The 12,972-nt window shown below is 71.7% G+C and carries 15 protein-coding genes and 1 pseudogene; 10 read left to right on the top strand and 6 right to left on the bottom strand.

Annotation, left to right across the window (positions count from 1 at the left end; translation table 11 throughout):
- Window positions 1-147: 147 nt before the first annotated feature.
- Window positions 148-375 carry a DUF5133 domain-containing protein gene (locus ACZ6JY_RS31010; protein ID WP_469201129.1) on the bottom strand — a complete coding sequence of 76 codons (228 nt, stop codon included), beginning with the start codon at window positions 373-375 and terminating at the stop codon, window positions 148-150.
- A 408-nt stretch (window positions 376-783) separates the two neighbouring features.
- Between ACZ6JY_RS31010 and ACZ6JY_RS31005 the strand changes: the two genes are divergently transcribed.
- Complete coding sequence (locus ACZ6JY_RS31005) at window positions 784-912, top strand: LPFR motif small protein (protein WP_469201128.1); 129 nt, start codon at window positions 784-786, stop codon at window positions 910-912.
- A 116-nt stretch (window positions 913-1,028) separates the two neighbouring features.
- Here the strand turns inward: ACZ6JY_RS31005 and ACZ6JY_RS31000 are convergent, their stop codons facing one another.
- Complete coding sequence (locus tag ACZ6JY_RS31000; RefSeq protein WP_469201126.1) at window positions 1,029-1,316, bottom strand: hypothetical protein; 288 nt, start codon at window positions 1,314-1,316, stop codon at window positions 1,029-1,031.
- A gap of 47 nt (window positions 1,317-1,363) precedes the next feature.
- Window positions 1,364-1,711, bottom strand: coding sequence for a helix-turn-helix transcriptional regulator (locus ACZ6JY_RS30995; protein ID WP_469201124.1), 348 nt, complete (start codon window positions 1,709-1,711; stop codon window positions 1,364-1,366).
- A gap of 128 nt (window positions 1,712-1,839) precedes the next feature.
- Here ACZ6JY_RS30995 and ACZ6JY_RS30990 point away from each other — a divergent pair, with 128 nt between their 5' ends.
- Entirely contained in the window at window positions 1,840-2,859 is a 1,020-nt protein-coding gene (locus tag ACZ6JY_RS30990) for an ANTAR domain-containing protein (RefSeq protein ID WP_469201121.1), read from the top strand.
- Window positions 2,860-2,870: 11 nt separating this feature from the next.
- Here ACZ6JY_RS30990 and ACZ6JY_RS30985 read toward each other — a convergent pair whose 3' ends face one another.
- Window positions 2,871-3,593 (bottom strand): hypothetical protein, encoded by a 723-nt coding sequence (locus ACZ6JY_RS30985; protein WP_469201119.1) that lies wholly within the window; start codon window positions 3,591-3,593, stop codon window positions 2,871-2,873.
- An 88-nt stretch (window positions 3,594-3,681) separates the two neighbouring features.
- Window positions 3,682-4,659: an MBL fold metallo-hydrolase gene (locus ACZ6JY_RS30980; protein WP_469201117.1), complete on the bottom strand. Its 978-nt coding sequence runs from the start codon at window positions 4,657-4,659 to the stop codon at window positions 3,682-3,684.
- 144 nt (window positions 4,660-4,803) lie between these two features.
- Between ACZ6JY_RS30980 and ACZ6JY_RS30975 the strand changes: the two genes are divergently transcribed.
- From ACZ6JY_RS30975 to ACZ6JY_RS30960, 4 genes are all read left to right on the top strand, one after another.
- A complete protein-coding gene (locus ACZ6JY_RS30975) occupies window positions 4,804-5,031 on the top strand; it encodes a hypothetical protein (protein WP_469201116.1) in 228 nt (75 codons plus the stop codon).
- Entirely contained in the window at window positions 5,018-6,445 is a 1,428-nt protein-coding gene (locus ACZ6JY_RS30970; protein ID WP_469201114.1) for an amidase, read from the top strand. Before ACZ6JY_RS30975 ends, ACZ6JY_RS30970 begins: the two co-directional genes overlap by 14 nt.
- Window positions 6,446-6,473: 28 nt before the next feature.
- Window positions 6,474-7,031, top strand: a complete 558-nt coding sequence (locus tag ACZ6JY_RS30965) for a TetR/AcrR family transcriptional regulator (protein ID WP_469201112.1) — start codon at window positions 6,474-6,476, stop codon at window positions 7,029-7,031.
- A 347-nt stretch (window positions 7,032-7,378) separates the two neighbouring features.
- Window positions 7,379-8,545 carry an alanine--tRNA ligase-related protein gene (locus ACZ6JY_RS30960; protein WP_469201110.1) on the top strand — a complete coding sequence of 389 codons (1,167 nt, stop codon included), beginning with the start codon at window positions 7,379-7,381 and terminating at the stop codon, window positions 8,543-8,545.
- A 685-nt stretch (window positions 8,546-9,230) separates the two neighbouring features.
- Here ACZ6JY_RS30960 and ACZ6JY_RS30955 read toward each other — a convergent pair.
- A pseudogene (locus tag ACZ6JY_RS30955) lies at window positions 9,231-9,353 on the bottom strand (nucleotidyltransferase domain-containing protein); the annotation flags it as partial.
- Between the two features lie 252 nt (window positions 9,354-9,605).
- On the opposite strand from ACZ6JY_RS30955, the gene ACZ6JY_RS30950 reads away from it, so the two are divergent.
- From ACZ6JY_RS30950 to ACZ6JY_RS30935, 4 genes are all read left to right on the top strand, one after another.
- Window positions 9,606-9,788, top strand: coding sequence for a hypothetical protein (locus tag ACZ6JY_RS30950; protein ID WP_469201108.1), 183 nt, complete (start codon window positions 9,606-9,608; stop codon window positions 9,786-9,788).
- Window positions 9,785-10,519: a hypothetical protein gene (locus tag ACZ6JY_RS30945; protein ID WP_469201106.1), complete on the top strand. Its 735-nt coding sequence runs from the start codon at window positions 9,785-9,787 to the stop codon at window positions 10,517-10,519. Before ACZ6JY_RS30950 ends, ACZ6JY_RS30945 begins: the two co-directional genes overlap by 4 nt.
- A gap of 105 nt (window positions 10,520-10,624) precedes the next feature.
- A complete protein-coding gene (locus tag ACZ6JY_RS30940; RefSeq protein WP_469201104.1) occupies window positions 10,625-11,557 on the top strand; it encodes a DUF6895 family protein in 933 nt (310 codons plus the stop codon).
- A complete protein-coding gene (locus ACZ6JY_RS30935) occupies window positions 11,554-12,939 on the top strand; it encodes a serine hydrolase domain-containing protein (protein ID WP_469201102.1) in 1,386 nt (461 codons plus the stop codon). The genes ACZ6JY_RS30940 and ACZ6JY_RS30935 overlap by 4 nt, the downstream gene beginning before the upstream one ends.
- Window positions 12,940-12,972: the final 33 nt, after the last annotated feature.

Here is a 12,972-nt window from a genome sequence, read left to right as displayed (position 1 = left end):
CCTCAAACACGTGGGCGACACGGCGTTGGGGCCAACCACGGCGCTCTTGTGCCTCACTTTCGGGGCGGCCCACCTTTTTGTGGCCAAGTCCCGTGGGTGTGGTCCCCGCCGGAAGGCGGGCCCCACACCGATGGGGAAAGGTGACGATCAGGCGGCCAGGAGCGAATCGTCCTGAGACGTCACGCCGGCGAGCAGGGCCCTGGCCGCGGCGAGCGCGGCCTCGGGGGTCCGTGTACCCGTGGACACGCACAGGGTGTACGACACGTCCTCAAGACGCCGACGGACGTCGGTCGAGTCCTCGCGGGCCCGAAGATCTCGCAGCTCCGCATAGGTCTCGAGCAGGTTGTGCAGGAACGTGGGGTGAGGCCTGAGCACGGGTGCTCCTTCCGTCTGATGCGAAGAATCGCTGATCCGGCGCGTTATCGCCGCCTCTGGTACGAGTGGTACGAGCTGTCGACCATTGGCTGCACCCTTGTGCCCGCTTCGGTGGTGGATATTCGCCGAAGGTGGCACGGATTCATGCAGAGTCATGAAACGGCCTCGGTCCCGGCATCGCCGAGAACGGAGTTTCACGCTCTTTTCAGCGTACGCCGGATAGGCCCACGGCGCGCTTCGAACAGCTCGGCCAAGCCTTTTCCCGACCGTACGGGTAAAGCCCACAGGCATGGCGGGAAGACGTCCAGGTTTTTGCCGGCACTCACCGGGCAATCGGTAACCAACAGCCTATGCAGGCAGTAGGCAGCAGTGAATTATCAGGAAGCCAGGATTATCCGGAGGTCAGACATGCTGAAGGCCATTGCCGACGTTTTCCGAGCCATCGGCGGCGCTGTCGCCACCGTCGTCACGCTGCCGTTCCGCGCGGTCGCGCGGCTCTTCGGCGGCGCGTCCGACACGGCCCACGGCCACCACTGACCCCCGTGCCGCGCCCTCCCGCACCACCAGATCCGGACAGCACCCGGACGTTACCTCCACCGCTGCGGCGGACCACATGGTCCGCCGCAGCGGTGTGTTGTGGTGTCCGTGCGCGGTCACGGCGCGTCGCCGGACCAGTCCCAGCGGCGGCGGTCAGCGGGGCGCGGGCCGTACATCGCGCGGCCGCCGGTGCCGAACCGGCCCAGCTCCGTCTCCAGGGCGACGCCGGCGCTCGCCTCTTCCCGCTGTTCCCGCGTCATGTCGGTGATGTCGAGCAACAGGCCGTCCAGCGGCCCGCCGACCAGCTCGGCATAGCGCCGACCCGGCCTCGGGCCAGGTCGGGGGTCGTCGTGGTCCTGGCCGTACACGCGGCCTCGCAGCAGCTGCTCGTCGTTGCTGTCCATGGGGAGCAGCCTGGCATCCGCCACTGACAACCGCCCCTGGCCCGCGATCAGGCGCTGGCGTGGCGTCGGTAGTCGGCGTCCGAGGACGTGCGGTCGGCTTCGTCGTGGACCAGCAGGGCGAGGAGCGAGGCCACGGCAAGACCGGACTCGGCCGGATGACGGAGGACCTTGCTCGGGTCGATGCGGTACGTGTTCGACCGCCCCTCGCGGGTGTGGGAGAGGTAACCATCCTGCTCCAGGTCGGCGATGATCTTCTGTACGGCGCGTTCGGTGAGCCGGCAGTGCGCGGCGATGTCACGGATACGGGCGTTGTGGTTGTCGGCGATGGCCGCCAGGACCCGCGCGTGATTGGTGAGGAACGTCCATCCGGTGTGGGGCTCGGGCACTTCATCCATGGGCCAACCCTAGCGACCCCGGATACACGTTTCCAGAAACACGTACTAGCATTCATGCATTGCTTGACGTGCTTGGGCTGCGGCAGGCAGCCTTGTGACGGCGGTAGGCGATTCGAGAGGGAGAGGCCATGCCCGAGCCCGCACATTCAGAGCGGCCCCTCGCAGGGGACGGCGCCGAGAAGGGACGGGACAGTCGCCCGTCGCTGCCCGCATTGCCGCTGCCGGCCACGGTCGACACCGTGCCGGACGGCGCTCGGGTGGGCGTCATCGTGCGTGGCGAACTCGACCTGGAAACCTCCCGGCACATCCGGCCCGACCTGCTGCACGCGCTGAGCCGCTCGACCGACGGCCTCGACCTGTACCTGAACGAAGTGGCCTTCTGCGACTGCTCGGGCATCAACCTCCTGCTCCGCCTGCGCCGTCTCGCGCTGTGGCACGGCAAGACCGTCACCCTGCGCACCACCAGCCCCGCCGTCGAACGCATGCTGGACCTGACGGACACCCACGCCCTGTTCGAGCCCCCCGCCCCCGAGGACGACGGCACGCGGGGCGACCCGCAGGACGGCCCCGCCGAAAGCGACCCCGCCGAGGGCAACACCTCCGAGGACAGGACGCCGACGTACGCGGATGAGGCGTACGTCGGCGAGGCGGGTGAGATGTACGCGGATGAGACGTACGCGGGTGAGACGGGTGAGGCGTACGCGGGTGAGACGGATGAGGCGTACGCGGGTGAGGCGACCGAGCAAGATCTGCGGGCCACCGTGTCCCAGCTCCAGCGGGCCATGCGGACCCGGCCGACGATCGACCTGGCCCGCGGCATCCTGATGTCCGTGTTCACCCTGAGTCCCGAGGCGGCCTGGGAGGTCCTCGTCACGGCGTCGCAGAACACCAACACCAAGCTCCACCGGCTGGCCGGGGACCTGGTGGACACCATCAAGGGCGACGAGCTGCCCCCGGCCGTGCGGAAGCAGCTCGTGAACGCGGTCGCCAAGACCAACAAGGAGCGGGCGGCGCCCCATACGGAGGCGTCGCCGGCGGTTCCTCCCGTCGCCGAGGAGCAGCCGAAGCCGCCCCGGCCCGTCCCCGCGCCCCCGGGCGCCTGCCCGACGCCCGGCCCGACGCCCGGCCCGGGTCCCGCCACCCGCTGATCTCCGCCCGGCTACTCGGCACCGGCGAGCTGTTCGAGGTCGACGGTTTCACCGGCCGCGGGCTTCTCGGGGGTCACGTCCTCGCCGTAGTCACTGAACGTGGCGCTGTTCGGCGTCTTTCCGCCCTCGGTGGAGCTGCGCAGGATGTACGGCTCGCCCTCGGTGGCGACGTAGAGCGTCAGCGTCTCGCCGCCCGACTTCTTCTTGATGAGCTTGATGGCATCCTGGCCGCCGACCGTGGTGGCCTCGCCCTTCTTCATGCCCTTGCGCTCGGACTTGTTCTCGTCCATCGACGCCATGAGCTGCCGCTTGTCGCACATGCCCTGTGAGGCGTCGTCACCCGCGGGCATCTTCGCCCACTTGTCCTTGAGCTTCGGAATCGCCTTCTCGGCGCCCGGCTGCCCCTTAAACGCGGTCTTCCAATAGGCCTCGTCACCCCGTATGTAGAAAGCCTGGCCGACCTGCCGCACATCGGCCCGTGTGTTCTGTATCCGGATCGTGCCGTCGCAGTTCTTCTGCTTGTCCACCGCGAGATCGACCGTCATCGTCTTTCCGTCGGGCTGCCGCGCGTCGCCCTTCATGCGCAGGGAACGGGCCTTCTCGGTGGCCGCGACCGCCTTGTCCGCGATCTGGTCCGCGCTCTGCCCGGAGAACGCCTTGTCCGAGCCGCTCTTGCCGTCCCCGTCGTCACCGCATCCCGCGAGAAGCGCTCCGGAAAGCCCGACAACCGTCATCGCCGCCAGCATTTTGCTTCCACGCACTGTGAACGTCACCCTCCCCTGGAACGCACGACCGCGTTCCGCTCGTCACGCGGCGTCGGTATCAGCCGCCGGAAGTGCCGGTTACCCCGAATTCACCTTTCTGCACAGCCGAGTTGACCCGGTGGGCCGGGGCCATCCGGTAACCGGAGCCGTGCGCGATCACCCGGCCCGCGGTGGGGGGTGAGAAGTGCGTGCCGATGACGAGGGTGTCGGTGCCGGCGAGCGACGCGAAGAGCCCGCGCCGGGTGGCCTCGGATTGCGCGGGGTCGATGTCGACGCACGAACCGATGCCGGGGTGGGCGAACTGCACGGGGTGGTGGATGCAGTCACCCGTGATCAGCGCGGTCTCGCCCCGCGACGACAGGTGGACGGCGACGTGGCCGGGGGTGTGACCGGGCGTGGGGAGCAGCCGCACTCCCGCGGCGACCTCCACACCTTCGTCCGGGACGTCGACGAGGTCGAGCAGACCGGCCTCCTCCACCGGGACGACGGAGTCGGCGAACATCTGCCGACGCGCCTCGTCCATGTCCTGCCCGGCCCAGAACGCGCGCTCGACGCGGGAGGTGAGGTGCCGGGCGTTGCGGAAGGTCGGCACCCATGCTCCGTCGACCTGGTGGGTGTTCCAGCCGACATGGTCGGTGTGCAGGTGGGTGAGGAGCACCAGGTCGACGGAGTCCGGCGGGAAACCGGCCGCGCCGAGGTTGTCGAGGTACGCCGTGTCGAGGCCGTCCCAGGCCGGGTTCGCCCGCGTCTTGCCGTTGCCGATGCCGGTGTCGACGAGGAGCCGCGTGCCGTCCTCGGTCTCGACTGCGAAGCTCTGGCTGTGGGCGCGGAGGACGCCGTCACGGTCGGCGAAGTCGGGGCTCAGCCACTCCTGCTGGTTCACCACCTCGTGGGTCGCGTCGGGCAGCAGCCAGCGGCCGGTCTCCGGGGGCAGCGGGATCTCTTCGACGCGGTGCACGGTGATGCCGCCCACCGTCCATGCGGGCGGGGAGACAAGGGATTTGGCGGGGGTGAGGGGGGCGGTTCGCGTGTTCACGGGGTTCTCCACGTTCGGGAAGGCCGACTCTTAACGCAATGGGTTTGCTTTAGCCGACCGTAGGCCGTACTGTCCCTTAACGCAACTGCTTAGCGTTTATGCGTTGCGCCGAGCCCACCGACCCACTTGAAGGGACGACCCCAGATGCCCGACCTCACACCCGCCGAGGCGGCCCGCCTGGCCGCTCGTGCGGGGCTGCCGCTCGCCGACGCCCGTACCGCCGGCGTCGCGGCCACGGCCAACCACATCCACTCCGTCGTCTCCGCCCTGCGCGACCTGGACTTCGGCGACACCTCGCCCGCCGCCGCCTACCGGGCCCAGGGCCCGCGGCACGCACACGAAGAGAAGGGCAACACCGATGACGCTCGCTGACCTCACCCTCACGGAAGCCTCGGACGCGATCCGGGAGCGCCGCCACTCCCCCGTCGAACTCGTCGAAGCGGTCCTCGACCGCATCGAGCAGGTGGAACCCCGGCTGCACGCCTACGCGACCGTGGCGGCGGAGCGGGCGCGCCACGCGGCCCGCGATGCCGAGCGCGAGGTGGCCGCCGGGCACCACCGCGGTCCGCTGCACGGCGTGCCCATGGGCCTCAAGGACCTCATCGACGTCGGCGGCATGGCGACCGCCGCCGGCTCGAAGATCCGCGCGGATCACCGTGCCGACTCCGACAGCGCGGTGGCCGTGCGGCTGTCGAAGGCCGGGGCCGTGCTGCTCGGCAAGACCCATACGCACGAGTTCGCCTACGGTCTGACGACCCCGCAGACGCACAACGCCTGGGATCAGGAGCGGGTGGCGGGCGGATCGAGCGGCGGCTCCGCGGTCGCCGTCGCGGCCGGCGCCGCGACCTTCGCGCTGGGCACCGACACCGGCGGATCGATCCGTGTGCCCGCCTCGCTCAATGGTGTCGTGGGCCTCAAGCCGACCTACGGCCTGGTGTCCCGGCACGGCGTCACCTCGCTCTCCTGGTCCCTGGACCACGTGGGCCCGATCACCCGGACCGTCGAGGACGCCTCCCTCGTACTCTCCGAACTGGCCGGGTACGACCCGCGGGACCCGGCGTCCGTCCCCGCTCCCGGCGGCGGCCACCGGCCGGACGGCGGTACCGACCTGTCCGGGCTGCGCGTCGGGGTGCCGCGCAACTACTACTTCGACCGGGTCGACCCGGAGGTCGAGGCCGCCGTGCGTACCGCCATCGCACGGCTCGCGGAGCTCGGCGCCCGTCTCGTCGAGGTCGAGATCCCCATGGCCGCGTACGTCCAGGCCGTCCAGTGGGGTCTGATGGTGCCCGAGGCCACCGCCTACCACGAGCGAAGCCTGCGGACCACGCCCGACCTGTACGCCGACGACGTCCGCGCCCTGCTCGAAGCGGGCGAGCTGATGAGCGCCGGGGACTACCTGCGGGCCCAGCGCGCGCGGACGCTGATGCGGGAGGCGTGGGCACGCCTCATGGCCGACGTCGACGTGATCGCCGCCCCGACGGTGCCCATGACCGCGGCACCGGCCGGGCAGGCGACGGTCACCTGGCACGACGGCAGCGTCGAGAGCGTGTCCGACGCCTACGTACGCCTCTCGGCCCCCGCCAACATCACCGGCGTCCCGGCCCTCACCGTGCCGGTGGGGCAGGACTCGGCGGGTCTGCCGATCGGCATGCAGCTGCTCGGCCACCCCTTCGGCGAGGACGTGCTCCTGCGCGCCGGGCACGCCTATGAGCGGTCACAGCCCGCCGCCGCCCGGGGCTTGACCGCCACGACCACCACGACCGCCAAAGTCACCACAGTCGCCTGAAGCAATTGCTTCGCTTTAAGGTGGTGCCATGAGTCGCAGATCGATGGTGCGCCCGGGCGGGCGCAGTGCCCGGGTCCAGGAGGCGGTGCACGCGGCCGTGCGTGACCTGCTGGCGGAGGTGAGCCGCGAGAGTCTGACCGTTCCCATGGTCGCCTCGCGGGCCGGTGTCACGCCGTCGACGGTGTACCGCCGGTGGGGCGACCTCCAGGAACTCCTCTCGGACGTGGCGGTGGAGCGCCTGCGTCCCGAGACCCCGCCCGACGACCACGGTGCGCTGGCCGCGGACATGGCCGCGTGGGCGGAACAGTTCGTCGACGAGATGTCCTCGCCCGCGGGGCGCGCGTACATCCGTGACGCCCTGCTCGGCGATCCGGACGGCAGCAACGCCGGCCAGTGCTCCACCTACGCCGCCGAGCAGGTCGAGGTCATCCTGGTGCGGGCCGCCGAGCGCGGGGAGGCGGTGCCCGACGTGGAGACCGTCATCGACGGCGTCGTCGCGCCGATCATGTACCGGATCCTGTTCCGCCCGACGGACCTGGGCGCGCCGTACGCGCGACGGCTTGTGGCGTCGGTGCTCGGCGGTTAATCGGGTGACCGAGGGGGCAGGGCGCGTTATCGTCGACGGCATGAATGTCATCGGACGAGACACCTTCGCGACCGCGCGAGCGACCAGCTCGCCGGTTGCCGCCGCCTGACGTCCTTCTTTCATCGGCGACCGGAAACGGCCCGCCGATGATTCCCCCGGTTCCGGCTCTCCCGCCCCGACTCCGGTGATCGTGCGGTTCCGTTCTCCGGCCGCCTCCGCGCCCGTACGCGAAGGAGCCACCCATGAACCCGAACCCGAACCCGAATCCCCACCCGAGCCCGGACCCGAGCCCGAATCCGAGCCCGAATCCGGGCTCGGGTCCGGGCTCGGGTCCGGGTCCGCGGGGCTTGAGCAGCGAGCAGATCATCCGGACGTTCGTCGAGTACTTCGAGGAGCGCGGACACCACCGTACGACGGGCTCGACGCTGCTTCCTCCGCCCGGCGACCCGGTGCTGTTCACCACCTCGGGCATGCATCCGCTCACCCCGTATCTGGAGGGGCGCCCGCATCCCCTCGGCAGGCGGCTGGTCAACGTACAGCGCTGTCTGCGCACCACCGACCTGGAGGAGGTCGGCGACCTCACCCACCTGACGGTCTTCGAGATGCTGGGCACCTGGTCGCTCGGCGACTACGAGGGGCCGCAGAGCCTCGACTGGGGATACGGGCTGCTCACCGAGGGCTTCGGCATCGATCCGAAGCGGCTGCACGCCACGGTCTTCGGCGGCGACGAACGGGTGGGTCCCGACACTCCCTCCCTGGAGGTGTGGCAGAAGCACGGTGTCCCGGTGGAGCTCACCGTCGAGGACAACTGGTGGAACAACGGTCCTACCGGGCCCTGCGGCCCCGACTCCGAGATCTTCCTCTGGACCGGTGACACCCCGCCGCGCTCGACACCCACCCAGGACGACCGGTGGGTGGAGGTGTGGAACCACGTGATGATGCGCCACCGCCTGCTCGACGACGGTTCACTCGTCCCGCTGCCCCAGCGCAACATCGACACGGGCCTGGGGCTTGAGCGGCTCGCCTCGCTGCTCCAGGGGCGGACGTCGGTGTTCGAGTGCGACGTCTTCGACCCCTGGCGGCGCCTCGTTCCGTCACTGTGGCCCCTGGAGGAATCCTCGCTGCGGCTGGTCTGCGACCACTTGCGCTCGGCCATGGTGATCGTCGGCGACGGCGTGCGCCCGGCCAACACCGGCCGCGGCTATGTGCTGCGCCGCCTGGTGCGGCGCGTCCTCACCGTCCTGTGGCGGGACGACCCCTCGCGCGAACTCGCCTCGCTGCCGGACGAGTTGATCCGGCACACCGGTGACCACTTCCGCCAGGAGACGGACGTGGACGGCGTACGGGGTGTGCTGCGCGAGGAGGAGCACCGCTTCCGCAGCCTCCTGGAACGCGGCAGGCAGGTCCTGGCCCGCCCCCGCTTCCGGGGCCCGCTCGACGAGGAGGACCTGCACTATCTGCACGACACGCATGGCTTGCCACGTGACCTCGTGCTGAGCCTGCGGGAGGAGTGAGGGCCGGGCCGGAACACCCGACGCCCTGGTCGGTCCGGCCCCCCTTCGCTCCAGCCCCCTTCGGTCCGCTCCAGCCGTCGGAGCGGCCGCGCCAGTCGAGCGCGTAGCCCTCCCGCAGCGGCCCGCCCACGAGGTCGAGCACCTGCTGGACGGCCGCGGCCAGGGGCACGGGGTCGGCGGTCTCGGCCACGGCCTTGTGACCGTCCAGCAGCGCCGCGCCCCGCACCGCGTCCGCGGCGAGCAGCCTGCGAGGGAGCCACTTGCCGATGCCCGTCCAAGCGTGGTGATGGGCGGTGAGCAGGTGGCTCGCTTCGCGCAACGCGAAGTCGGCCAGGGACAGTTGCTCGTGGCGCGCGGAGCGTGGGGTGTCCAGGAGGTCGTCCAGGTAGCAGGTCAGGCTGTAGCGGCCCTGGGTCCACTCCGTCGGGGTGAGTGGTGGGGGGCCGGCGGCGAGTGTCGCTCGGGCGTGGTCGCGGGTGCGGGACAGCGCTCCGTGGGGGTCGAGCAGAGGGACGCCCTGGTCGTAGAGGAACAGGACCGTGCCGCGGCGGCGGGCGCTGTCCCAGGCGAAGAACTCGGGTATGTCCGCGAGGGTGTTGAGGAACAGTTCCGTCAGGCGGCCCTCGTGGCGCAGGACTTCGCGGCGGCTGGTGTCGGAGTCCGGCAGAAGCACGGCCACGTCCAGGTCGCTGGCCGGGGTGGCGCGCCCCTGGGCGGCCGAGCCGCCCAGTATGGCGCCGAGAGCCTGCGGGAAACGGGCGGAGACCAGGCGTAGCGCCTGAGCGGCCAGGTCGTCGTGATCAGTCATGGGGCCGCATCCTGGCAGGCCCGGCGCGGCGAGTGGTACGTCGTCGGGCGCGGCCTCCACGGCGGTGCGCCGACTGCGTATCAGGGGTGAGCCCTCAGACATGCGGCCACCCTATGTACACGCCCGTTTCCACCCTGCTCGGGGTTCGGGTGACCGCATGAACTGAACAGACAATATAGGCCAATTGCCCTAAACTAGTCCGAGGGTGGGCGTCACTTGACCGGTGATGACGTTTTGATTGAGGAGGCAATGATGCTTACTCAGGAAGTACCACTTCTCGTCAGCACGACCGACGCGGCGACCCTCGGCACGGCCATGGTGGAACCGGAAGCCACTCTGAGCGACGCACCGGTGTACGCGCCGCAGGCGGTGGGAATCCTCCTGCTCCTCGCGCTGCTGTCGCCGAAGGAGCCCAAGGAGCCCAAGGACAAGTGAATTCCGATCAGTCGCAGATCGCATACGCGGCCTCGGCGGCTGACCTGGCTGTTCGTGCCCTTGATGTCCTGCGTGGCATCGAGGGCGCGGCCGTGGTCGCCCGGCACGTCGAGGGCGCGGCGGACCCCAAGGCGGCGCTGGCCGCGGTCCGCGTCGTGGGCGCCGACCTGTTCGCCCCGCAGCTCCTCACCGGCACCGCACTCTCCCCCGAGGACGCCATGGCCGTCACCCAGTCCTTCACCGTCTTCCCGCTCCCGGTGAGCGTCCCGGCCCCGCCCCCGGCGGCGGCCGCCGAGCCCTGGATCGCCGCCTGGCGGGACTGGGCCACCGCGGCCCTGCTGGCCCGCTTCACCGGCGGCGAAGTCCTGGCGCCCAGGCCCGCGGGGGCCCCCGCCCCGGAGGACTCCGACTGGCAGCGCTGGTCCGTCCGCATGGGCCAGCTCTCCCCGCTCGCCCTGCCCGGCCTCGACGGGCCCGTGCACGCCGCCGCCCGTCGCGCCCCGCTCGCCCTGGCGCGCGGCGCGAGCCGTGCCGTGCTGCGCCGGGACTTCCCCACCGCCATGCGGATCACCCGGTGGCTCGCCCTGCTCGCCGCGGAGGGCGTGCGTCTGCCGCTCGACCCCGCTCCCCTCGTCGAGCACCTGCGCCTGCTCGGCGGCGGACCACGGCTCGCGCTCGACGCGGCGATCGCCGGACGGCTGCTCGCGCCGGCCCGCAGCGACCGCGCCTGATCCCTCACGGGACTCCAGGCACGCCTGGATCCCTCGGACTCCAGGCCCGCCCGATCCCCCCCGACCGGAGACGCTCCGCACGCCTGACCCCTCACGGGAGACCCCATGACGGCAACCGCGACGCAGACAGCCCACCAGGTGAGCGCCCAGGCCATGGCCTGGCTCCACACCCACCACCGGCTCGGCGCGCTGCCCCCCGACACCACCGCCGACCTCGGTGACCCCGACAGCGTCTACAAACCGCTCGGCGAGACCGCGCTCGCCGCCTCCCTCGTGCTGCGCGAAGCGGCCGCCGGAAGCACGCAGCTGCGCATGGCCCGCGAACTCCTCGACTTCTGCTGGCAGCAGCTCCGCGAGGGCGACATGCTGTACGAGCGGCTGCTGCGGTACTCGATGATGACCGACCCCCTCGAAACGTACGCGCCCTTCGCCCGCAGCGGCCTCCGCCATGAACCCCTGGAGCGGTTGCTCGGCCACACCAGCGCGCTGCGGTCCGTGCGGGCCCTGGAGATCATGCCCAACCGGCGGCTCGCCGTCGCCAACGCCGCCCGCGTCGTCGGCCTCGACCAGGGCCGTGCGTACGACTGGCCGGCGCTGGCCCGCGCCACCTGGCTCGGCGGCCTGCCCGAGCCATGGCTCGTGGACTGGATGTCCGGCTACTGCGCCACCCACACGGTCTTCCACCTCACCGACTGGGGCGCACGCCCCGCGGGCCTGCCGGCCGACCTCACCGCGTATGTGGGCGCGTGGCTGCCCGTATGGATCGACATCTGGGCGGAGATCGAGCAGTGGGACCTGGTCGGCGAGCTGATGCTCGTCGGGTGCTGCCTCGACGAGCCCTACTGCGAGCCCGCCGACTGGGAACGGCTGGCCGGGGTCCAGCACGCGGACGGCCTCGTCCCGCGCGACGGCGACCCGGTGTCCGAAGACCCCGCGCGGCGGTTCACCGACCAACAGCACACCACCGTGGTCACCGCCATCGCCGGCACCCTCGCGGTCTCCCGCACGCTGGGCGGCGGAACGGCGGCGACGACGTGACCCACGACGACCCGCCGTACACCGGGGGCGATGGACGACCGCCGTACACCGGAACCGGAGGCGCTGGCCGACCACCACACGCCGACCGCGACGGAGAGCCGCCGTACGTCGAGCATCACGGTGAACCCCCGCACGCCGATCGCGACGGCCAGTCACCGCACGCCGACCACGACCGTGAACCGCCACACGCCGAGGGTGACGGCGAGCCACCGCACGCCGACCGCGACGGTCAGTCACCGCACGCCGACCGTGACCGTGAACCCCCGCACGCCGACCGCGACGGCCCATCGCCGTACGTCCGGTTTCAGGGCGGCGTGCCGGGTGGGCCCGCGTGGGCCGACGCTCTCCTCGGCGGGCTCCGCGATGCCGCGCCCCGGGCCAGCGCGGTGGCGCTCGCCGTGCGGCGTGGGCCGGAACGGGCACTGCTCGCCACCGGCGGGACGGTGATGCGGGGCGGGGCCGCGGCCGGGCCCGACACCCGGTTCGAGATCGGCTCGCTCACCAAGACCTTCACCGCCCTGCTGCTCGCCGAGATGGTCGCGCGCGGCGAGGTCGCGTACGACGATCCGATCGACCATTTCCTGCCCCACGGCGCCGCCCCGCGGCTGCGCGGCTCCCCCATCACGCTCGGCCACCTGGCCACCCACACGTCGGGGCTGCCCCGGCTGCCCCCGGGGTTCCTGCGCGGCAGCGCGCCCGCCTATTTCAGCAACCCCTACGCCCACTGCTCCCCCGCCGACCTGTGGCGAGCCCTCGCGCGCACCCGGCCGCGCGCCGCCCCCGGCACCCGCGTGCGGTACTCCAACCTCGGGGTCGGGCTCCTCGGTGAGCTGCTCGCCCGCGCGGCGCACGGCCCCGGCGGCACCTATGCCCCGCTGCTCGACGAGCGCGTCCTGCGGCCGCTGGGCCTGACCCGTACGAGCTGCGACACCGGGCTGCCTCAGGCCACCGGCTACTGGCACGGCCGGGCCCGCCCCGCCTGGCGGATTCCCGCCCTGCCCGGCGCCGGGGCCGCGCGGTCGAGCGCGCGCGACATGCTGACGGTCCTGGACTGTCTGATGGACCCCGCGTCGGCGCCCGCGGACACTCCCGGCCCGCTACGGGCCGCGCTCGCCGACGTCGTCAGGCCGCGCATCGCGCTGCCGCGCACCGGCCGGCGCATCGCCCTGGTCTGGAACATCCGCCCGCGCCCCGGCCACGACCTCTACCACCACTCCGGGGGCACCCGCGGCTTCACCGCCTTCGCGGGCTTCGACCCCCGGCACCGGATCGCCCTCGCCGCGCTGGCCAACACGCACCCCGCCGTGACCGGCGCGTTCATCCAGCGGGCGTATCTGGCGCTGTGGGCGCTCGCCCAGGAGGAGTCGCTGAGGCGCGTGTGAACATGCGTGAGCGGCCGCGTCTCTGTCCCACGA

It is taken from the genome of Streptomyces sp. NPDC046335, assembly GCF_055587985.1.
Note: the sequence above shows the minus strand (reverse complement) of the source record. Positions and strands in the feature narration are given on the sequence as shown.